The 19,699-nt window shown below is 61.2% G+C and carries 22 protein-coding genes; 17 read left to right on the forward strand and 5 right to left on the reverse strand.

Going from position 1 to position 19,699, the window contains the following annotated elements; translation table 11 throughout:
* Position 1 precedes the first annotated feature (1 nt).
* From urtD to ureC, 11 genes are all read left to right on the forward strand, one after another.
* Positions 2-763, forward strand: a complete 762-nt coding sequence (urtD, locus tag ACQZ5K_RS15845) for an urea ABC transporter ATP-binding protein UrtD (RefSeq protein WP_020808761.1) — start codon at positions 2-4, stop codon at positions 761-763.
* 211 nt (positions 764-974) lie between these two features.
* Positions 975-1,670, forward strand: a complete 696-nt coding sequence (gene urtE, locus ACQZ5K_RS15850; RefSeq protein WP_448740794.1) for an urea ABC transporter ATP-binding subunit UrtE — start codon at positions 975-977, stop codon at positions 1,668-1,670.
* Between the two features lie 255 nt (positions 1,671-1,925).
* Positions 1,926-3,179: an alpha/beta hydrolase family esterase gene (locus ACQZ5K_RS15855; protein ID WP_448740795.1), complete on the forward strand. Its 1,254-nt coding sequence runs from the start codon at positions 1,926-1,928 to the stop codon at positions 3,177-3,179.
* Positions 3,086-3,937: an urease accessory protein UreD gene (locus tag ACQZ5K_RS15860; RefSeq protein ID WP_448740796.1), complete on the forward strand. Its 852-nt coding sequence runs from the start codon at positions 3,086-3,088 to the stop codon at positions 3,935-3,937. The genes ACQZ5K_RS15855 and ACQZ5K_RS15860 overlap by 94 nt, the downstream gene beginning before the upstream one ends.
* A 105-nt stretch (positions 3,938-4,042) precedes the next feature.
* Positions 4,043-4,345, forward strand: coding sequence for an urease subunit gamma (locus ACQZ5K_RS15865; protein ID WP_003520609.1), 303 nt, complete (start codon positions 4,043-4,045; stop codon positions 4,343-4,345).
* A gap of 10 nt (positions 4,346-4,355) precedes the next feature.
* Positions 4,356-4,613 carry a DUF1272 domain-containing protein gene (locus ACQZ5K_RS15870; RefSeq protein WP_142779660.1) on the forward strand — a complete coding sequence of 86 codons (258 nt, stop codon included), beginning with the start codon at positions 4,356-4,358 and terminating at the stop codon, positions 4,611-4,613.
* Between the two features lie 18 nt (positions 4,614-4,631).
* A complete protein-coding gene (locus ACQZ5K_RS15875) occupies positions 4,632-4,937 on the forward strand; it encodes an urease subunit beta (RefSeq protein WP_035219981.1) in 306 nt (101 codons plus the stop codon).
* Between the two features lies 1 nt (position 4,938).
* Positions 4,939-5,295 carry a GFA family protein gene (locus ACQZ5K_RS15880; RefSeq protein WP_448740797.1) on the forward strand — a complete coding sequence of 119 codons (357 nt, stop codon included), beginning with the start codon at positions 4,939-4,941 and terminating at the stop codon, positions 5,293-5,295.
* Between the two features lie 9 nt (positions 5,296-5,304).
* A complete protein-coding gene (locus ACQZ5K_RS15885; RefSeq protein WP_448740798.1) occupies positions 5,305-5,721 on the forward strand; it encodes a lysozyme inhibitor LprI family protein in 417 nt (138 codons plus the stop codon).
* Positions 5,722-5,725: 4 nt separating this feature from the next.
* A complete protein-coding gene (locus tag ACQZ5K_RS15890; RefSeq protein ID WP_448740799.1) occupies positions 5,726-6,370 on the forward strand; it encodes a Urease operon accessory protein in 645 nt (214 codons plus the stop codon).
* A gap of 4 nt (positions 6,371-6,374) precedes the next feature.
* Entirely contained in the window at positions 6,375-8,084 is a 1,710-nt protein-coding gene (gene ureC, locus ACQZ5K_RS15895) for an urease subunit alpha (protein ID WP_448740800.1), read from the forward strand.
* A gap of 18 nt (positions 8,085-8,102) precedes the next feature.
* On the opposite strand, the gene ACQZ5K_RS15900 is transcribed toward ureC, so the two are convergent.
* Together ACQZ5K_RS15900 and ACQZ5K_RS15905 are read right to left on the reverse strand one after the other, a co-directional pair.
* Positions 8,103-8,429 (reverse strand): hypothetical protein, encoded by a 327-nt coding sequence (locus ACQZ5K_RS15900; protein WP_448740801.1) that lies wholly within the window; start codon positions 8,427-8,429, stop codon positions 8,103-8,105.
* A complete protein-coding gene (locus ACQZ5K_RS15905; protein ID WP_137003925.1) occupies positions 8,426-8,929 on the reverse strand; it encodes a hypothetical protein in 504 nt (167 codons plus the stop codon). Before ACQZ5K_RS15905 ends, ACQZ5K_RS15900 begins: the two co-directional genes overlap by 4 nt.
* A 223-nt stretch (positions 8,930-9,152) precedes the next feature.
* On the opposite strand from ACQZ5K_RS15905, the gene ACQZ5K_RS15910 reads away from it, so the two are divergent.
* The 5 genes from ACQZ5K_RS15910 (at position 9,153) to aidB (ending at position 12,550) form a co-directional block, all read left to right on the forward strand.
* Positions 9,153-9,689 carry a peroxiredoxin gene (locus ACQZ5K_RS15910; protein ID WP_003520599.1) on the forward strand — a complete coding sequence of 179 codons (537 nt, stop codon included), beginning with the start codon at positions 9,153-9,155 and terminating at the stop codon, positions 9,687-9,689.
* Between the two features lie 151 nt (positions 9,690-9,840).
* Positions 9,841-10,326, forward strand: coding sequence for an urease accessory protein UreE (gene ureE / locus ACQZ5K_RS15915; protein ID WP_448740802.1), 486 nt, complete (start codon positions 9,841-9,843; stop codon positions 10,324-10,326).
* 3 nt (positions 10,327-10,329) lie between these two features.
* A complete protein-coding gene (locus ACQZ5K_RS15920) occupies positions 10,330-11,001 on the forward strand; it encodes an urease accessory protein UreF (RefSeq protein WP_448740803.1) in 672 nt (223 codons plus the stop codon).
* Positions 11,002-11,089: 88 nt separating this feature from the next.
* Positions 11,090-11,701, forward strand: coding sequence for an urease accessory protein UreG (ureG, locus tag ACQZ5K_RS15925; RefSeq protein WP_003520595.1), 612 nt, complete (start codon positions 11,090-11,092; stop codon positions 11,699-11,701).
* A 3-nt stretch (positions 11,702-11,704) separates the two neighbouring features.
* Positions 11,705-12,550 (forward strand): AidB family quorum-quenching N-acyl homoserine lactonase, encoded by an 846-nt coding sequence (gene aidB / locus ACQZ5K_RS15930; RefSeq protein WP_448740804.1) that lies wholly within the window; start codon positions 11,705-11,707, stop codon positions 12,548-12,550.
* A gap of 33 nt (positions 12,551-12,583) precedes the next feature.
* Here aidB and ACQZ5K_RS15935 read toward each other — a convergent pair whose 3' ends face one another.
* Positions 12,584-13,273 (reverse strand): Crp/Fnr family transcriptional regulator, encoded by a 690-nt coding sequence (locus tag ACQZ5K_RS15935; RefSeq protein WP_003520592.1) that lies wholly within the window; start codon positions 13,271-13,273, stop codon positions 12,584-12,586.
* Positions 13,274-13,819: 546 nt separating this feature from the next.
* On the opposite strand from ACQZ5K_RS15935, the gene ACQZ5K_RS15940 reads away from it, so the two are divergent.
* Positions 13,820-14,761, forward strand: a complete 942-nt coding sequence (locus ACQZ5K_RS15940; protein ID WP_142778744.1) for an IS110 family RNA-guided transposase — start codon at positions 13,820-13,822, stop codon at positions 14,759-14,761.
* 142 nt (positions 14,762-14,903) lie between these two features.
* Here the strand turns inward: ACQZ5K_RS15940 and ACQZ5K_RS15945 are convergent, their stop codons facing one another.
* Together ACQZ5K_RS15945 and ACQZ5K_RS15950 are read right to left on the reverse strand one after the other, a co-directional pair.
* On the reverse strand, positions 14,904-18,224 hold the full coding sequence (locus ACQZ5K_RS15945) for an efflux RND transporter permease subunit (protein WP_448740805.1): 3,321 nt from the start codon (positions 18,222-18,224) through the stop codon (positions 14,904-14,906).
* 13 nt (positions 18,225-18,237) lie between these two features.
* A complete protein-coding gene (locus tag ACQZ5K_RS15950) occupies positions 18,238-19,431 on the reverse strand; it encodes an efflux RND transporter periplasmic adaptor subunit (RefSeq protein ID WP_003520590.1) in 1,194 nt (397 codons plus the stop codon).
* Between the last annotated feature and the right edge of the window lie 268 nt (positions 19,432-19,699).

Genomic DNA, 19,699 nt, shown 5'->3' on the forward strand with positions numbered 1-19,699 from the left:
TATGAACACGATTTCCGAAAACAGAACGAAAAGCCTGCTTTATCTCGACGGCGTCTCGGTGTCCTTCGATGGTTTCAGGGCGCTCAATTCCCTCTCCTTCGTGGTGGAACCGGGTGAGCTGCGCGCCATCATCGGCCCGAACGGTGCGGGCAAGACGACGATGATGGACATCATCACCGGCAAGACAAGGCCGGATACGGGCACGGTGCTGTTCGAAGACAGCATCGACCTCACCAAAAAGGACGAGGCGGATATCGCCCAGCTCGGCATAGGCCGAAAATTCCAGAAGCCGACGGTGTTCGAAAGCCATACCGTCTGGGACAATCTGGAACTGGCGCTCAACCGCAAGCGCGGGGTGTTCGCGACGCTGTTTTACCGGCTGACGGAGGAAGACAAGGCCCGCATCGAGGAAATCCTCGCCACCGTGCGTCTTGGCCACCGCCGCGGCGATCTCGCCGCCAACCTCTCGCACGGCCAGAAACAATGGCTGGAAATCGGCATGCTGCTCGCGCAGGAGCCGAAGCTGCTGCTGGTGGATGAGCCGGTGGCCGGCATGACGGATGCGGAAACGGCCGAAACCGCCGTGCTTTTGAAGGAAATCGCCAAGACCCGCTCGGTGGTGGTGGTGGAACACGACATGGGCTTTATCCGCGAACTGGGGGTGAAGGTGACGTGCCTTGCCGAAGGCTCGGTGCTGGCGGAGGGATCGATCGATTTCGTGTCGAACGATCCGAAGGTGATCGAGAATTATCTGGGGCGGTGATGGAAGCGTCTGCGTTGGCCATACCCCCCTCTGCCCTGCCGGGCATCTCCCCCTCAAGGGGGGAGATCAGATGCCGCACCCGCCCGTTCCAACTCAAAGCTGTTGTGGAGCAGGGTGTTTGCCGCTTGCCGATCTCCCCCCTTGAGGGGGAGATGCCCGGCAGGGCAGAGGGGGGTAACGCCTCCCACCAATGCGCCAATGGAGTTTCACCATGCTGACAGTCGACAACATCAACCTCCATTACGGCGCAGCGCAAGCCTTGCGCGGCGTTTCGCTTAATGCGGAGATGGGCAAGATCACCTGCGTTCTCGGCCGCAACGGTGTGGGTAAAAGCTCGCTTTTGCGCGCCGTCACCGGCCAGCACGCCATCAGTGCCGGGACGATCAGCTTTGAAGGGGCGGCGCTGGATGGGCTGGCGCCTTACCACCGGGCCAAGCGCGGCGTCGGCTACGTGCCGCAGGGGCGAGAAATCTTTCCGCTGCTCAGCGTGCAGGAGAATCTCGAAAGCGGCTATGCGCCGCTGCCGCGTAAGGAACGGTTCATCCCGGATGATATTTTCAGCCTGTTTCCGGTGCTGCAATCCATGCTGGGAAGACGCGGTGGCGATCTCTCCGGCGGCCAGCAGCAGCAGCTCGCCATTGGCCGGGCTTTGGTGACGCGGCCGAAAATTCTCGTTCTCGACGAGCCGACCGAGGGCATTCAGCCATCGATCATCAAGGATATCGGCCGGGCGATCAAATATCTGCGCGATTCCACCGGCATGGCGATCCTGCTGGTCGAGCAATATCTGGATTTCTGCCGCGAGCTTGCCGATTACGTCTACATCATGGACCGCGGCGAAATCGTGCATCAGGGGCTGGCCGAAACGCTGGATACGCCGGAAGCGCGGCGTCACCTGACAGTATAAATCGAGACTAAAAATGCTGCGCGCCGATCACGGCGTGCAAACGGCCGATTAATATTTTGAAAGCCTATGCGTCTCGACATGGCTTTCATGCGTAATTTTAGCATTTCATTGAATAATTGCCTGTGATATTGGCAGCGAAAATGCTGCATGCGAGACACAGGAAAAGTCTATTCGCACGCCGCGACAGTTGATCCCTTACATTCCACGCACGTCCGACGTATCGTCGGGAAAACCGTGCCCAATAAAGGCGTGTCAATGCATCAAGACTTTGCCATCGGCCGGGCCGCCCGGCTGTTCCGCTCCGCCCGCACCCTCTTTCTGGGTCTTGCGATGTGCGCGAGCGCCGGTGTCGCAGCGTCGGCATCGACCTGCGGTCAGTTGCCCGGACCCGGCATGGAATCGGGCAGGCACGATTTTTCCATTCTCTCCAACGGTGAAAAACGCGACGGCGTCTATTTTGTTCCCTCGGCCTATGATGGAAAAAAGCCGCTGCCTGTGGTGTTCGATTTCCATGGCTCCAACAGCAATCCGCATGGCCAGCTGAACCGCAGCGGCTGGGACAAGCTGGCCGAGCGTGACGGTCTGGTGGTGGTGGCGCTGGCCGGCAGCCTGAATGGCGAATTGCCCGGCACCCATGCCTGGAATGTTCCCGGTGTTACCAAGCGTCCGGGCGGGCTGGACGAGGTCGGTTTCATTCGCGATGCCATTACCATGGTGAAGGGCAAGTTCTGCGTGGATGAGGAGCGTTTTTACGGTTCCGGTTATTCCGGCGGCGGGCGCATGCTGTCGCAATTCATCTGCAATGGCAGCGCGGATTTCACCGCCGCCGGCTTCGTCGCCTCGCTGCGGGCGGGTTATCCGCTGGAGACCGAGGGCAAATGGGCACCGGATGCGGCAAGCTGCACGCCGGCGCGGCCGATGTCGATCATCGCCTTTGCGGGGCTGAAGGATCCCGCCAACCCCTATCAGGGCGGCGGCAAATCCTACTGGCAATATGGCGGCGAGACGGCGCTGAAGCGCTGGGCCGAGATGGACGGCTGCAAGGGCGCTGCCAAAAGCAAGGTGGGCGAAAGTTTCACCGTCAATTCCTATGATGTCTGCAAGGCCGGCGCACGCATTCAGTCCTATGTCATCAACGACTGGGACCACGCCTGGCCGCGCGCGACGATGAAGGCGGAAGTGCTGGCCGCAAGCGCCGTCGTCACCCGCAAACCGGGCGGCGAACAGACGCCGAAGGCGGAACCGGCCGTGGAGCGCAAGATGCCCACAGGCGAAGTAACGCGCACGGTTGATGCGGCCGAAAGAATGTGGGATTTCTTCCGCAATACGGAAGGGCAGCTGGTCGTGGATGCCGTCGTCAAGAAGGATTGCGGCGCAAAGGCCTCATCCACTTCCGCAACCGCTTCGGAGACCGCGTGCAGCCAGAACAGCAAGCCATCGGCCCTTCCGGTCGCCAAGACGCTCAACCTGTCCGGCAGCAGCGCGCCCGTGGCAGAGGACGCATTGTAACCAAAGCGGTTGAAGGGCGCAGCCGGCTGGAGGAACTGTTCCAGGAAGGCTGTGCCAAAATCCGCCTGCCGGAAACCTTTTCGAACGAAGCCGAAGCCATTCTCATCAATTCCTCCGGCGGCCTGACCGGCGGAGACGAACTTGAATGGCAGGCGGTTGCCGGCGCCGGCACCTCGCTGGTCGTGACCACGCAGGCCTGCGAGAAGGTCTACAAGGCATCCTCCGGCACAGCCACCGTTACCGCCCGGGTTTCCGCCGGGCCGGGCGCCAGATTGCACTGGCTGCCGCAGGAAACCATTCTTTTCGACCGCGCCTCGCTGACCCGCCGGCTGGAAGCCGATCTCGACCAGTCTTCCGAATTCATCGCTGTCGAAGCCGTGCTGCTCGGCCGTCAGGCCATGGGCGAGGCGATGACGCATGGCCTTTTCCGCGACCGCTGGCGCATTCGCCATGGCGGCAGGCTGGTGCATGCCGAAGAGCTTCTGCTGGAAGGCGAGGTATCGGCGCTGACCGCGAAACCGGCGGTTCTGGCCGGTCAGGTCGCCTTTGCGACGCTGCTTTATATCGGGCCTCTCTCCGAGGCGCTTCTGCCTAAAATCCGGGCTATTGCCGGGGAAAGCGGCGGTGCCAGCGAATGGCAGGGCAAGCTTGTTGTGCGCGTCTCCGCCGAAGATGGTTTCTCCTTGAGAAAATTGCTTTTTCCGATCATTTCGCTCTTGCGAAACGGCGCGCCAGTGCCGAAAGTCTGGAATCTGTAAACCCTTCGGATCGTCGGCAACCGGCGGCCTTCGGGGTCTGTCAACATGTCGGATCTGCTTGCCGCAACCATGCTTGCGGAACAGGTTCCAAGCTGCGGGACCACGATGAACCTTAGCCCAAGAGAAAAAGACAAGCTGCTGATTTCCATGGCCGCCATGGTGGCGCGCCGCCGGCTGGAACGCGGCGTGAAGCTGAACTATCCCGAAGCGATTGCGCTGATTACCGATTTCGTGGTCGAGGGCGCCCGCGACGGGCGTGCCGTGGCGGAGCTTATGGAAGCGGGCGCGCATGTCATTTCCCGTGATCAGGTGATGGACGGCATTGCCGAGATGATCCACGATGTGCAGGTGGAAGCGACGTTTCCCGATGGCACCAAGCTGGTGACCGTTCACGAACCGATACGGTGAGGGGGCGAATATGGCGCTGGAGCTTCGACCCAATTGCGAATGCTGCGACCGCGATCTTGCCCCCGACAGCCGGGATGCGATGATCTGCTCGTTCGAATGCACCTTCTGCGTCGATTGCGTGACGGATGTGCTTCACGGCGCCTGCCCGAATTGCGGCGGTGAGCTGGTTCGCAGGCCCGTTCGCCCGGCGGCGAAACTCGTCAATAATCCCGCGTCGACACGGCGCGTCCTGAAGGCCGAAGGCTGCACGGCGGCCAACGCTGCCTGAGACAAAAGGGGAAATACCATGAAACCCGGCGAAATCATTACCGCAGAGGGCAGCATCGAACTCAATGCCGGCCAGCCGACCGTGACCATCGAAGTTGCCAATTCGGGCGACCGGCCGGTGCAGGTGGGCAGCCACTATCATTTCTATGAGACCAATGCCGGTCTCCTGTTCGACCGCGACAAGGCGCGCGGCATGCGCCTCGATATTCCCGCCGGCACGGCGGTTCGTTTCGAACCCGGCCAGAAGCGGGAAGTGACGCTGGTGCCGCTTTCCGGCAAGCGGGAGGTTTATGGTTTCCGTCAACAGGTCATGGGGAGGTTATGAAATGGCGACGGCGCATTATCATGGAAGCTGCCAGTGCGGCAGCGTCAGCTTCGAGGTCGACGCCGATCTCGATCATACCATCATCTGCAATTGTTCGCGCTGCAAGCGCCTGGGTTCCACACTGGCCTTCGCGCCGCGTGAGAAATTCACGCTGCTTTCCGGCGAGGACAAGCTGGCGGAATATCTCTTCAACAAACACAATATCCATCATCTTTTCTGCTCCACCTGCGGCATCGAGAGCTTTGCTTATGCCGATGGGCCGGATGGAACACCGATGGTGGCGGTCAATGCCAATTGTCTCGATGGTGTCGATCCCCGGGCGTTGAAGCCGCAGGCTTTCGATGGCGCGGCGGCCTGAGCGATGGAGATGAGCCGAAAAAACGTTCTTATGGCGGCTGTGCTGCTCAGCGCGACCGGCGGCCTGTCCATGCCGGCCGCTGCGCAGGGCGAGCCGGATTGCAAGGCCCCGCAGACGCAGGCGGACATGACCATTTGCGCCGGCAAGGATTACGAAAAGGCCGACAAGCAGTTGAACGCCGAATATCAGAAGCTGCGCAAGCTGCTCACCGAGCGCGATAAAACGGCGGATGCAGACGGTAAGGGTGCGACCGACGCGCTGGTGACTGCCCAGCGCGCCTGGGTGGCGTTTCGTGACGCCAATTGCGCGCTTGCCGGCTTTCAGGCCCGCGGCGGCTCGATGGAACCGATGCTGATTTCCTCCTGCCTCGCCGAGATGAGCGGCAAGCGGGCGGAAGAATTGCGTCAGTTGTCGGAAGGTTTCTGAACGCATGGGGCGGCGCATCACGATCGTCGGAAATGGGGAACTGCCGCCGGGCGCAGCCCGGCTCATCGACCGTTCGGATATCGTTGTCCGTTTTAATGATTGCCGCTCGCTTGGTCTGGGCGGCACGCGCACCGATGTGGTGGCCGTGTGTAACACCGGGCGGCCGGGTCTCGAGATGACCGAGGGGACCGAATGGCGCGAGAGTGACGGTGTGCGGCAGGCTGCCGCCATCTGGTCGGTGCGTGATCCCGCAAAATTTTCCGAAATGGAACCGGACATACGCGCATGCTGGCCGGAACTCACTGATTTCTGCGCCGATTATACCGGCGAATTCGCGGCCATCGCACGAGCTGGCGGCAAGAGCCATGTCGTTATTTCTCGCGGTGTGCATGAGAGGCTCGATACGGCGCTCGAAGCCTATAAGCCCGCACCATACGTCTGCCCCAGCACCGGCCTCGTCGCCATTGCCCATGTTCTTGAAAATGTCAGCGGCGATGATGACGAGGTGACCATTGCCGGTTTCAGCCACCAGGGCTGGAGTGGCCATCCATTTGCTGCCGAACAACAGCTGGTCGAAGCCCTTGCGGGCGAGGGCCGGCTGACACGAATTTCTCCCACATCGATTTTCTCCGCGTCCGAAGGAGCCTGAGCCCATGCCCTACAAGATTTCCCGCGCCGCCTATGCCGGCATGTTCGGCCCGACCGTCGGCGACAAGGTACGTCTTGCCGATACCGAACTCTTCATCGAGATCGAGAAGGACCACACGATCTATGGCGAGGAAGTGAAATTCGGCGGCGGCAAGGTCATTCGCGACGGCATGGGCCAGAGCCAGGCGACGCGGGCCGAAGGCGCGGTCGATACCGTCATCACCAATGTGGTGATCGTTGACCATAGCGGCATCTACAAGGCGGATGTGGGCCTGAAGAACGGCCGCATCCACGCCATCGGCAAGGCGGGCAACCCCGATACGCAGCCCGGCGTGACGATTATCGTCGGCCCCTCGACGGAGGCGATTGCCGGCGAAGGCAGGATCCTGACAGCCGGCGGCATGGATGCGCATATCCATTACATCTGCCCGCAGCAGATCGAAGAAGCGCTGATGAGCGGCATCACCTGCATGCTGGGCGGCGGCTCCGGCCCCGCGCATGGTACGCTTGCCACCACCTGCACCGGCGCCTGGCACATCGAGCGGATGATCGAGAGCTTCGATGCCTTTCCGATGAATCTCGGGCTGGCGGGCAAGGGCAATGCCTCGCTGCCGGCCCCTCTGGAGGAAATGATCCTTGCCGGCGCGTCGTCGCTGAAGCTGCATGAGGACTGGGGCACGACGCCCGCCGCCATCGACAATTGCCTGACGGTGGCTGATCAATACGATGTGCAGGTGATGATCCACACCGATACGCTGAATGAAAGCGGTTTCGTGGAAGATACGGTTGCCGCCATCCGTGGCCGCACCATCCATGCCTTCCACACCGAAGGGGCGGGCGGCGGGCACGCGCCTGATATCATCAAGGTCTGCGGCAATCCCAACGTCATTCCGTCTTCCACCAACCCGACACGGCCCTATACCGTCAATACGCTCGCCGAACATCTCGACATGCTGATGGTGTGCCACCACCTGTCGCCGTCCATCCCTGAAGATATCGCCTTTGCCGAAAGCCGCATCCGCAAGGAAACCATCGCGGCGGAGGATATTCTCCATGATATCGGCGCGTTTTCGATCATCTCTTCCGACAGCCAGGCCATGGGCCGCGTCGGCGAAGTGGCGATCCGCACCTGGCAGACGGCCGACAAGATGAAGCGCCAGCGCGGCCGCCTGAAGGAAGAGACCGGCGAAAACGACAATTTCCGTGTCCGCCGCTATATCGCCAAATATACCATCAACCCGGCCATCGCCCAGGGTGTCAGCCACGAGATCGGCTCCATCGAAGTCGGCAAGCGTGCCGATCTCGTCTTGTGGAACCCGGCCTTTTTCGGCGTGAAGCCGGAGATGGTGCTGCTCGGCGGCTCGATTGCCGCTGCCCCGATGGGTGACCCGAATGCCTCCATTCCCACGCCGCAGCCGATGCATTACCGGCCGATGTTTGCCGCCTATGGCAAGCTGCGCACCAATTCCTCGGTCACTTTCGTGTCGCAGGCGTCGTTGGATGCCGGCCTTGCCCAGCGCCTCGGCGTCGACAAGAAGTTGCTGCCGGTGAAGAATGTGCGCGGCGGCATTTCCAAGGCGTCGATGATCCACAATTCGCTCACCCCCCATATCGAGGTCGATCCGGAAACCTACGAAGTGCGGGCGGATGGCGAGCTTCTGACCTGCGAACCGGCAACGGTGCTGCCGATGGCGCAGCGTTATTTCCTGTTTTGAGAAACGGCTGCTCCGCGCTCAGATGCACATGAGCGCGGTCAGCAGGCTTGCAACGCCGGCCATGAACAGCCCCATGGCCGCCATTGCAGGGATTTTGATCCTCGGCTGATCGATGATGGCGTCCGCCTCGCCCGCAAGCAGGGTTATGGCTTGCAGAAACAGGTAGAGGCAGAACAGCAAAGAGGCGCTGAAAAACAGGGCGGCTGGGTAAACCAGCCAATTGGAAAGGTCCGGCGTCCTGTTCTTGAAAGTGGCCAGAAGGAGGATCAGCGAAAGCCCGGCGCTGGCGATGATGCGGAAAACCGCCAGCATTTCCTTGGTCGATTCCTTGTTGCCGTCATTCATTTTGACCGCTTGCGCCACCAGGACAGCCCCAGGATGTCTTTCATCAGGTAAGGCGGCTCCGTGTGGCTGTTGCGCTTGTCCTGAAATTTTTTCGATGAAGGCAGCTTTTCCTTCTCCGCTTGCCGCTTTGCATAGGTCTCCTCCCAGCAGGCGATGAATTCATCCGCGTGTCTGTAGCCAAGCTCGCAGGGCACTTTTCTGCTGAGCGCCGAGGGGCTGAGCGTTTCCACGTCAATGATGCGATGGGCGAATGCGCCCACCGCACTGGCCTGCAAAGTCACGACTTCATCGATGTACCATGACCGCCATTCGGCGAAACTCTTGCCGTCTACCTTTTCCGCGACCTTCCGCAGCAAGTCTCCATCCATCTTTTCGCAGACATCCGTGACCAGCCCTGCGACGAAGCCACGCAGATTGGAGCATTGCGGGCCGTCGCTATAGTCGAAATAGGCTCTGAGGGTACTGTCGAGATGATTGAGTACGCGATCTTTCAAAATCAATTTCAGTGTCTCCCGTTGGGTGGCGGAATATTACTTAAAAGTGCATTTTTGTAAACTGTACTTTATAGTTGCACCAGGTAGTGCATGCCCTGTTTGAATCTCCTTTGAAATCGGGATTTTTATGCTGCACCGCAGCGCGTCTTGCGCTATGGAAACGGCAAAAGAATTCCGCGCGGATCGATCCCAAGCGATCCTCGCAAAACGCCAGAACAGGAGACAAGACATGCTCGGCAAAAAAGTGCCCGCCGTAACCTTCCGCACGCGCGTTCGCGATGAGGCCGTCGGTGGCCCCAACCCGTTCCGTTGGCAGGACATGACCTCCGACGATTATTTCAAGGGCAAGAAGGTCGTTCTGTTTTCGCTGCCCGGCGCCTTCACGCCGACCTGCTCGACCTACCAGCTTCCCGATTTCGAAAAGCTGGCGGGTGAGTTCCGCGCGCTCGGCGTCGATGACATCTATTGCCTGTCGGTCAATGACGCCTTCGTCATGAATGCCTGGGCAAAGGGCCAGAACCTCGAAAACGTCAAGGTCATTCCGGATGGTTCGGGTGAGTTCACCCGCAAGATGGGCATGCTGGTCGCCAAGGACAATCTCGGTTTCGGCATGCGCTCCTGGCGTTACGCCGCCGTCGTCAACGATGGCGTCGTCGAGCAGTGGTTCGAGGAAGAGGGCTATTCGGACAATTGCGAATCCGACCCCTATGGTGTTTCCGCGCCGCAGAACATTCTGGAAAACCTGAAGGCACGCGCTGCGGCCTGATTTCGGTTTCAAGATTTTTGCGAAGGCCCGGCCGCAATGCCGGGCTTTTTTCGTTTCGGCTGTGAGCATGTCCGGAAATCGCGCCTTGAAATCACCCCGCCTATCCGGCAAAAATCAGACCTCCAAGACTGTTTCTGAAACGGATCATCCCATGCTGCGCGTCACCTCCTATCATCCGGCCGGAACCCCTGCCGACGAAGCTTCCGGTTATGTCACCCTGGCGCATGACCAGCGGCATCTGCGCCGCAAGCTGCTGCATCTGCAAAATGACGAGATGGTGATGCTGGACCTGAAGGAAGCCGTGCTGTTTGCCCATGGCGATCTTCTGGTGGTAGAGAACGGCGACCTGATCGAGGTCCGTGCGGCGGATGAAAAGCTGTTCGAAATCAAGGCGAAGGATCGGCTTCACCTGATCGAGCTCGCCTGGCATCTCGGCAACCGGCATCTTTCCGCGCAGATCGAGGAAGAGCGTATTCTCATCCTGCGCGACCATGTCATTCGCGCCATGCTGGAAGGTCTGGGCGCCATCGTGCGTGAGGTGGAAGAGCCATTCCAGCCGGCGCGCGGCGCTTACCACGCCCATGGCGGCCATTCCCATGGTCATGACCACGGGCACCACCATCACGATCACGGCTGAGCCGTGAGTGAAGATCGCGGCGTCGCCGCGCTGCTGCGGCTCATGGCCTGGATGTCGCCTGCTTTTCCCGTCGGTGGTTTTTCCTATTCCGGCGGTCTTGAAAAGGCGGTGGAGGATCGGCGCGTCGGCGATGCGGCGGCCCTGCGCGACTGGCTCGAAACGCTGCTGCGCCACGGCAGCATGTGGAACGATGCGGTGTTTCTGGCGCATGCCTGGCGCAGCGCCGGGGATGCGGCCATCTTGAGCGAAACGGCCGATCTGGCGCGGGCGCTGGCCGGTTCGGCGGAGCGATACCGCGAGACGGTGCTTCTGGGCGATGCCTTCGTTGCCGCCGCCGGCGCATGGCCGCATGCGGTTCTGGACCTGCTGCCGAAAGACGTTCCCTATCCCATCGCCGTCGGGGCGGTTGCCGCCGGTCATGCGGTGCCGCTCAGGGAAACGATTGCTGCCTTTTTGCATGCCGGCGCTTCGCAGATCGTTTCAGCGGGCATCCGCCTCGGGGTCGCGGGACAGAAGGATGGCGTTACCATTCTGGCCGCAAGCGAGACGATCATCGCAGAGATGGCGGTGCGGGCGATGCAATCCACGCTCGACGATCTCGGCGGCGCGACGATCATCGCCGATACGGCAGCCATGCGCCATGAAACGCAGGGCACCCGGCTTTTCCGCTCCTGAAAGGGCGGCACGATCCTTGCATATCTTGAAGCGTCCCGTTGAGGGACTATGGTGAAACAAGACCACGCATATCGAAGGGAACAGAGTGATGAAATCGGGTAATGGGCCGCTGCGCGTCGGCATTGGCGGGCCGGTCGGTTCTGGCAAGACGGCGCTGACGGAGAAGCTCTGCAAGGCGATGAGCGCGGATTATTCGGTCGCGGTCGTCACCAACGATATCTACACCAAGGAAGATGCCGAGGCGCTGGTGCGCATGCAGGCGCTGCCGTCCGAGCGTATCGTCGGGGTCGAGACGGGCGGTTGCCCGCATACGGCCATTCGTGAGGATGCGACGATCAATCTGCAGGCGATTGCCGGGCTCAATGCGCGCTTTCCCGATCTCGATGTGGTCTTCATCGAATCCGGCGGCGACAATCTCGCGGCGACCTTTTCGCCCGATCTGGCCGACATCACCATCTATGTCATCTCCGTCTGCCAGGGTGAGGAGATTCCGCGCAAGGGCGGGCCGGGCATCACCCGCTCGGACCTGCTGGTCATCAACAAGAAGGACCTTGCGCCCTATGTCGGCGCTGACCTCACCGTCATGGACAGCGACGCGACCCGCATGCGCAACGCCATGCCCTTCGTCTTCACCGATATGAAACGCGGCGACGGTGTGGATCGCATCGTCGGTTTCCTGAAAGAGCAGGGCGGTCTCTGAAATATGGCTATCTCCTGCCGTTTCGGCGCTTACGACGTTTCCCGTTTTGTCGACGGTGTCTACAAGGCGCCGGTCGGCCATCTCATCCACCGTCAGGGTGCTGAAGCGCTGGCTGCGGCCCTTGCCGGCCATCAGGGCGAAACGGTGGACATGGACGTCAACTGCGTCGCGCTGTCCGGCCCTGACGGCATCTGGCTGATCGATGCCGGTTGCGGCACGGCCTGGGGTGCAGCCTATGGCCATGCCCGCGCGGCGATGATCGCCGCCGGGATCCAGCCGGCCGATGTGACGCGTGTCATCCTCACCCATATTCATGGCGACCATGCGCTTGGCCTCATTGATGGCGAGCGGCCTTATTTCCCCAATGCCGACATATGGGTGCCCGAGGCCGATCTCGGTTTTTTCAGCAGCGCGGAGGCGCGCAAGAGCCTGCCGCCCGCCCGGCAGGGCGGTTTCGACCTTGCCGCGCGGCTGCTCGACATTTGCGGCCCGATGCTGCGGCCGATCCCCATGGGCGCGGTCGCCGAGGGTATCGAGGCAGTCGCCATGCCCGGCCATACGCCGGGGCATACCGGTTATCTGATCGGCAGTGGCGATGAGCGGCTGTTATTATGGGGCGACGTGCTGCATGTCAGCGAGTTGCAGGTGAAGGATCCCGGTGTCGGTTTCGTCTATGATATCGATTCCGCGCTTGCTTATGAAACACGCCTCAAGGCGCTGGCCGAGGCCGCCGATCATGGCTGGCTGGTTTCCGGCGGTCATCTCGGCGGATTTTTCCGTGTCGAGCGGCAGAACGACAGCTTCCGCTTCGTGCCCGATTTCGGACATGCAGAAGGGCGGAATGCCTGATGGCATCCCGCCCTTCGTCCTCTCCCGGTATTTTCAGATCTGCTTCAGCGCGGCGACGTCATTGACCTGCACGATGCGCCCGCGCACGGTAACGCCAGCCTTTTTCAGCGCCGAAAAGGCGCGCGACAGCGCTTCCGGCGCGAGGCCGAGCTTGCCGGCGAGCAGGCTTTTCTGGAATGGCAGCCGCAGCGAAAAGGATGTCGCGTCGCGCGGGCCCTGATTGATGAGGTAATGGGCGACACGTTGCGGCGCCGTCTGCAGCCGGTCGTTGGCGATGCAATCCATGGTGGCCAGCAGGCTGTTGGACAGGCAGCGCATGACGGCCTTGGCGATGGCCGGCTCCTGATCGATCAGGCTGCGGATTCTCGCAAGTTCGAACCGCGCCACGGTGCAGCTTTCCGCCGCCTGCGCGCTGTAGCGATAGGTATCGCTGCCGAAAATCAGGCATTCATTGAAGGTATCGCCGGGGCCGCTGACGCGCACATCCGCTTCGCGCCCGTGCCGGTCCAGCCGGTAAAGCCTGATATAACCCGACAGCACGCAGTAGAAATGCTGCGCCGCTTCGCCTTCCTTGAAGAGCACATGGCGGGCGTTCACATTGGTGATGGTCGCCGCCTCCATCAGCTTCAATGCCGCCGCATCATCCGCTATCCCGATCAAGGGTGCACGCAGTAAAATGTTCCTGTCCCTGTTGCTCAGCTTCACGGTCTTGTTCACGTCCATCCGGCTCCCGCTCATACCTTTTGCCGGGCTGTCCGAAGCGATACGAAACCGGGGATGTTCGTGTTCCCGCACGCCTATCTGAAAAGAGCTCATCGCATTATCCTTCGACCGGCAATTCCCGATGCGAGGGAGATTAGCAGTTCACCTGGAAAGCGAATTGATTTCGATCAAACAGGCATAAGCCGCTTTTACGGCGGAGGGATGCGGCTGTTTGGACGTGTTGCCCAAGCATCTATGGAATCATTCACTTGGGCTCGATAGAATTCTCGGGTCAAGCCCCACTGCTGTCCGGTTTAAACCTTGGTCGAGGCCTGAAGCGGGTTGGGGAAGGTAAGTATCTCCTCGACGTCATCCTCGGGCTTGTGTGGAGGATTTGTGGTTTACTGGATGCATCAGCCGGGCATCGCAAACCCGGCTGATGCAGGCAGGCGGCCGTTTTTTCGGGCTGGTTTAGACAGCCGAGGACAAGCAAGGCCCTGCCTGCTCCCTTTGACCCCGAACGGTTGATCGGGCTTTTGCCCGCACCACAAGCCTGGGAGCAAGGCCATGATACACGATATCGCCGTCGTCGGCATTGACGTTTCCAAGCAGTATTTCGACATCCATATCCACCCCGCCGGTAAAAGCTTTCGTTGCGGTTCGTCACCGCACGAGATCACGCAGCTTGCCCGGCGTCTTTGGGAGCTGGGGCCGGTCGCCGTCGGCCTCGAAGCCTCGGGCGGCTATGAAAGCAGGCTGGCCGATGGTCTTCATGCCGCCGGCCTTGAGGTTTATATCGTCGCCCCCGCCCGCGTGCGCAGCTTTGCCCGCGCCATCGGCCAGCTGGCCAAGACCGACCGCATCGATGCGGCCATGATTGCGCGTTATCTGGCGGCGGTGCGGCGTGACCTCACACCCTACGCGCCTGATCCGGCTTGCCGCAGGATGCATGCGATCAGCGCCCACCGCCGGCGCCTGCTGGCCGAAAGGAGCGGGCTCGTCAGCCAGCTCGACACCATCGACGAACCGCTGGTGCGCGACCTGATCGAGGAGCGTCTGCGGACCATCGCACAGGATATTGCCACATTGGATGCGGCAATCGACGATGTGCTGACGCAGACGCCGAGGCTGCGCAAAAGCCATGCCCGCCTTCGCCAGGTCACCGGCGTCGGGCCGGTCCTGGCAACGGCGTTGCTTGCCGACATGCCGGAGCTGGGAAAAGTCTCTGCAAAAGTCGCCGCCGCCCTTGTCGGGGTGGCGCCTTATGCTCGCCAGTCGGGCGCAACCGAACGAAACGGGCGATGTGCAGGGGGCAGAAAACATCTGCGCGACATCGCCTATATGGCCGTACTCAGCGCCATCAAGGTCAGAGACCCTGTTCTTGGCGGCTTCTATCAACGGCTCAGAATGCGCGGCAAGCCCTTCAAACTCGCCATCATCGCAACCGTGCGAAAGCTCATCACAATCCTCAACGCAATCGCTCGATCAGACCCGGCATTCGCACAGTAGATCCACGGTTGCTTGTCCCGAGGATCTAATCACGTCGAATAAAATCAAACGGTTGCAGATCCTCGGGACAAGCCCGAGGATGACGGAAGAGAGAGATCGCCATAAAGAGAAACGCCGGGCACGAGGCCCGGCGCTACAACTTTCACTCCGCAGCAAGCGGCGGCAGCCGCAATATGTTGCTGCCCTTGTCCGCGGCCTTGTCGCCGGTGCCCTTTTCCATGCTGGCGACGCGCGCCTCCAGTGAGGAGAGCGCCAGGCTGTTTTCGCGGGCGATCTCCGAGAGTTTCTCGTTGGAGAGGGCCTCTTCCTCCTCTTCCTTCTTGCCGACGAAGCGGCCGAAGAGGTGGGCGAGCAGGCGCGACAGGTCGTCCATGATCAGGAAGAAGGCCGGCACCACGATGAGGGACAGCACCGTCGAGACGATGATGCCGCCGATCACCGCAATCGCCATCGGCGCGCGGAACGAGCCGCCTTCGCCGACGCCGAGTGCGGAGGGCAACATGCCCGCTGACATGGCGATGGAGGTCATGATGATCGGGCGGGCGCGCTTGCGGCCGGCCTCGACCATGGCATGCACCCGTTCCATGCCGTGGCGGCGCATTTCGATGGCGAAATCCACCAAGAGGATGGCGTTCTTCGTCACGATGCCCATCAGCATCAGGATGCCGATGAGAACGGGCATGGACAGCGCGTTCTGCGTGATGATGAGCGCGACCGCCACGCCGCCGATGGCAAGCGGCAGCGAGAACAGGATGGTGAAGGGCTGGATGACATCCTTGAACAGCAGGATGAGCACCACCAGCACCAGCATCAGGCCGAGCAGCATGGCGTTGACGAAGCCCTGCTGCATTTCGCCCTGCACCTTGGCGTCGCCGCTTTCTGCAAGGCGCACGCTCGCCGGCAGGTCGGTTTCCGACACGATGCGTTTGAACTCGGCCGTCGAGGTGTCGAGCGCCGTGCCGAAGGGCACGTCGGAGCCGATGGAGACGACGCGGTTGCGGTCGTTGCGCTTGATCGAGCTTGGGCCTTCCGAATAGTCGATATCGGCAACGCTATAGAGCGGCACCAGCGACCCGGAGGCGGTCTTGATCTTCAGCGCGCGGATGGTGGCGAGATCGCGGCGGGTATCGAGCGAGGCCTGCACGCGGATCGGAATCTGCCGGTCATCCAGCGAAATCTTCGTCAGCTGCGCATCGATATCGCCGATGGTGGCGACACGCACGGTCTGCGAAATCTGCTGAGGCGTGATGCCGAGACGGGCGATCTCATCCTTGCGCGGGCGAATCTGCAGTTCGGGGCGGGGCAGGGCACCTTCCGAGCTGACATTGGCAAGGATGGGCGAGGCGCGCAGGCGGCTTTCGAGCAGACCGACGGCATCGTTCAAATCCTTCTCGTTCGTCGAGAGGAAGTTGAAGGAGAGCTCGCGTTCCGCACGGTCGTTCAGCTTGATGATGCGGACATCCGGAATGCCGCGCACCTGTGCGAAAATATCCCGTTCCACATCCCATTGCGGACGTGTGCGGCCCTTTTCCTCCACCTTCGGAAGATATTGGCCGATGAGCGGGATGGAGCCCAGCCCCTTGTTGACCACCAGCTTAAGCAGCGAATGATCGATGTGCTGGAGGATGACGTTGACGGTGGCGCGGCGAAGCTCCAGATCGCCCTTGGGCGAAGCGCCGCCGAGGATGAAGACGCTTTCGACGCCGTTGATGTCACGCAGGGCATGATAAATCTGGGTCGTCGTGCGGTCGGTTTCGTCGAGCGTCGCATTGGGCGGCAGTTCCACCGAAAGCGTCACGCGCGAGGCGTCGTCCGGCGGCAGGAAGCTGCCCGGAACGCCGGCGAGCAGAATGACGGAAGCGACGAGGAAGCCGATGGCGCCGAGCAGCGTCAGATAGCGCGCCCACCATTTGCGGGTGGTGGCGGTCACCATGCGCGTATAGGCCTTCATCAACCGGCTGTCATTGTCGTGGTGATCGTCCATCGCATCTTCGGCGCGCATCAGATAGGCCGCCATCAAGGGTGTGATGAGACGGGCTACCGCGAGCGAGAAGAACACCGAGAAGGCGACGGTGAGGCCGAACTGGATGAAGTACTGGCCGGGAATGCCGGGCATGAACGACACCGGCACGAAGACCGCGATGATGGTGAAGCTGGTGGCGATGACGGCAAGGCCGATTTCATCCGCCGCTTCCAGCGCCGCCCGATAGGGCGTCTTGCCCATCTTGATATGGCGGGCGATGTTCTCGATTTCCACGATGGCGTCGTCGACGAGAATACCCGTGGCGAGCGTGAGCGCCAGGAAGCTGACGAGGTTGAGCGAGAAGCCCATGATATCCATGATCCAGAAGGTCGGGATCGCGGAAAGCGGCAGCGCCACGGCGGCAATCAGGGTTGCGCGCCAGTTGCGCAGGAAGAGCAGGACGACGATGACGGCGAGGATCGCGCCTTCGATCAGTGTATCGAGTGCGGCCTTGTAGTTGCCATAGGTGAAATAGACGGCGTCATCGACCATTTCGATCGACACATCCGGATGATTCTTGCGCACTTCATCGAGGCTTGCCGCCACGGTTTCGGCGACCGAGACCTCGCTCGCGCCCTTGGAGCGGAACACCGCGAAGGTGACGGCGGGGTTGCCGTTGAAGCGCGAGAAGGATTTCTGTTCCTGATAGGTGTCGGTGACCGTGCCGAGCTCGGAGAGCTTGACGAAACGGCCGTTGGAAAGCGCAATCGTGGTGTTGGCGAGCTGGCTCACATCGCGCGTGTCGCCGAGCGTGCGGATGGTCTGCTCGTTACCGCCGACCTGGCCGCGGCCGGAGCCGAGATCGATATTGGTGCCGCGCAGCTGGCTGTTCACCTCGGTTGCGGTGATGCCATAGGCGTCAAGCTTTTCCGGGCTCAGCGACACGCGAACTTCGCGGTCCGCACCGCCGTAGCGGTCGACCTTGCCGATGCCGGACTGGCCCTGGAGCGAACGCTTGATCGTGTCATCCACGAACCAGGACAGTTCTTCCAGCGTCATGTTGGGCGAAGAGACGGCAAAGGTCTGGATCGCCTGTCCCTCGACGTCGATCTTGCTGACGACGGGCACTTCGATATCGGCGGGCAGATCGCTGCGGATCTTGTCGATGGCGTCCTTGGTGTCCTGAACCGCCTCTTCCGTCGGCTTTTCGATGCGGAAGACAACCGTTGTCGTCGACTGTCCGTCGACCACGGTGGACTGGATTTCGTCGACGCCGCTGATGGCGGCGACGGCGTCCTCGATCTCCTTCGTCACCTGCATTTCCAGCTCGGACGGCGAAGCGCCGCTCTGGGTGACCGTGACGGCCACGACGGGAACGTCGATGTTCGGAAAACGGGTGATGGGCAGGGTGTTGAACGCCTGCATGCCGAGGATCATCAAAAGCGCGAAGCCGAGCAGCGGCGCAATCGGGTTACGGATTGACCATGCGGAAAAGTTCATCTCATTCCCTCAGTCAGTTGGACGCAGCCGTCTGGGCTTCCACCGGTCTTATCCGGTCACCATCACGCACGAATGCTCCAGCTTTCTCGACAACCTTGTCTCCAGCGGCAAGACCGCTGACAATCTCGATAAAACCGCCGTCTTCGATGCCGGTCTCGATCTTCACCTGCTTGACGACATCGCCTTCCACCTTGCGGGTGGTGGAGCCTTCACGCCCGGAGGTGACGGCCGACAGCGGCAAAGCGAGCGCATTCGTCTCCTCGACGATGATCGCCGCGCTGGCATACATGCCGGAACGCGCCGGGCTGTCGGTCGGCAGAACCACATGCACGGAGCCGAGGCGCGTCGTCGGGTCGACGGTGGGTGAAACGAGGCGCACCTTGCCCTCTATTTTCTCAGCTCCGCCGGCAACCGTCAAATAGGCTTTCTGGCCTGCCTTGACCTTCTGGATATCGGTCTCGGAGAGATCGGCGACGAGTTCTATCGCGCCGTCCTTGATGACGGTGAACAGCGGATTGCCCGCACCGCTGGCGATTGCGCCCACCTTGGCGTTCTTGGCGGATACGATGCCGGCGACCGGGGTTTTCACGCCGGTGCGCGTCAGCTTCAGATCGATGTCGTCGATCTGCGCGTCGACGACCTTGATGTCGGCCTCGCCGGCGGAAACGGCCTGTTTGGCCGCATCGAGGCGGGCCTGCGCCACCTGAGCGGCCGCTTCGGTCTTTTCCGTCTCGGAGACGGAGCCGGAGCCGCTCTGGCCGAGCTTGGCGGCGCGGTCGCGCTGGCGAAGGGCGTCATTGAGATTGGCCTGCGCTTCCAGCACCTGCGCCTTCGACTGGGTGACGGAGGCTTCGGCCTTGGCCTTGTTGGCCTCAAGCTGGCTCTTTTGCAGCACGAGGCTGTCGGAGGACAGCACGGCCAGAACCGCATTCGCCTCCACCCGGTCGCCGATATCGGCATTCAGCGTGTCGATCGACAGGCCATCGACCAGCGGCTGAACGTAAATCTCGTCCACGGGGCGGATCGTGCCGGTGGCGATGATGCGGTCCACGAGATCGCGTTTTGCCGCATGGGCGACGATGATGGAAGGCAGGTTCTGCTGTTTGACCGGCGCCTGCGCCTCTCCCTCGGCGGCTGCGGAGAGGGGAAGCGCCGTTGCGGAAAGAAGAAGGAATACAAAGCGGTTAAACGTGACTTTATGCTGCATGTGTCTTGGCTCGCGCAATATCCGATCGCATGTCCTGCAGCCCCAGGGCTCTTTTTTAAAAGGTCATGCGATAGCGAATGTGAAACAAGGGATCACAATACTTCCTTTTCGATCCTCCCGATTCAAACGCCCCTCAACGCGAATCTTAAGCACCTTTGCCCTGTGCTTATTTTACAAGATCAAATTTGGCAGTCTTGTGGGCGGGACTGTAATTCTTGTTGTCGTGCAAATCAATCCGCATAGCCGCGATGGTTGATATACATTTTTG

This window comes from Agrobacterium sp. 22-226-1, assembly GCF_053522345.1.

What these genes read in the sequence shown, in the direction of transcription:
- ACQZ5K_RS15890 (WP_448740799.1), top strand. Translation starts at nt 5,726, where the DNA reads ATGGGGCGGCGCATCACGATCGTCGGAAATGGGGAACTGCCGCCGGGC.
- ACQZ5K_RS15945 (WP_448740805.1), bottom strand. Translation starts at nt 18,224, where the DNA reads ATGAACTTTTCCGCATGGTCAATCCGTAACCCGATTGCGCCGCTGCTC.
- aidB (WP_448740804.1), top strand. Translation starts at nt 11,705, where the DNA reads ATGGCTATCTCCTGCCGTTTCGGCGCTTACGACGTTTCCCGTTTTGTC.
- ACQZ5K_RS15910 (WP_003520599.1), top strand. Translation starts at nt 9,153, where the DNA reads ATGCTCGGCAAAAAAGTGCCCGCCGTAACCTTCCGCACGCGCGTTCGC.
- urtD (WP_020808761.1), top strand. Translation starts at nt 2, where the DNA reads ATGAACACGATTTCCGAAAACAGAACGAAAAGCCTGCTTTATCTCGAC.
- ACQZ5K_RS15885 (WP_448740798.1), top strand. Translation starts at nt 5,305, where the DNA reads ATGAGCCGAAAAAACGTTCTTATGGCGGCTGTGCTGCTCAGCGCGACC.
- ACQZ5K_RS15940 (WP_142778744.1), top strand. Translation starts at nt 13,820, where the DNA reads ATGATACACGATATCGCCGTCGTCGGCATTGACGTTTCCAAGCAGTAT.
- urtE (WP_448740794.1), top strand. Translation starts at nt 975, where the DNA reads ATGCTGACAGTCGACAACATCAACCTCCATTACGGCGCAGCGCAAGCC.
- ureG (WP_003520595.1), top strand. Translation starts at nt 11,090, where the DNA reads ATGAAATCGGGTAATGGGCCGCTGCGCGTCGGCATTGGCGGGCCGGTC.
- ACQZ5K_RS15875 (WP_035219981.1), top strand. Translation starts at nt 4,632, where the DNA reads ATGAAACCCGGCGAAATCATTACCGCAGAGGGCAGCATCGAACTCAAT.
- ACQZ5K_RS15935 (WP_003520592.1), bottom strand. Translation starts at nt 13,273, where the DNA reads ATGGACGTGAACAAGACCGTGAAGCTGAGCAACAGGGACAGGAACATT.
- ureC (WP_448740800.1), top strand. Translation starts at nt 6,375, where the DNA reads ATGCCCTACAAGATTTCCCGCGCCGCCTATGCCGGCATGTTCGGCCCG.
- ureE (WP_448740802.1), top strand. Translation starts at nt 9,841, where the DNA reads ATGCTGCGCGTCACCTCCTATCATCCGGCCGGAACCCCTGCCGACGAA.
- ACQZ5K_RS15870 (WP_142779660.1), top strand. Translation starts at nt 4,356, where the DNA reads ATGGCGCTGGAGCTTCGACCCAATTGCGAATGCTGCGACCGCGATCTT.
- ACQZ5K_RS15900 (WP_448740801.1), bottom strand. Translation starts at nt 8,429, where the DNA reads ATGAATGACGGCAACAAGGAATCGACCAAGGAAATGCTGGCGGTTTTC.
- ACQZ5K_RS15865 (WP_003520609.1), top strand. Translation starts at nt 4,043, where the DNA reads ATGAACCTTAGCCCAAGAGAAAAAGACAAGCTGCTGATTTCCATGGCC.
- ACQZ5K_RS15855 (WP_448740795.1), top strand. Translation starts at nt 1,926, where the DNA reads ATGCATCAAGACTTTGCCATCGGCCGGGCCGCCCGGCTGTTCCGCTCC.
- ACQZ5K_RS15950 (WP_003520590.1), bottom strand. Translation starts at nt 19,431, where the DNA reads ATGCAGCATAAAGTCACGTTTAACCGCTTTGTATTCCTTCTTCTTTCC.
- ACQZ5K_RS15880 (WP_448740797.1), top strand. Translation starts at nt 4,939, where the DNA reads ATGGCGACGGCGCATTATCATGGAAGCTGCCAGTGCGGCAGCGTCAGC.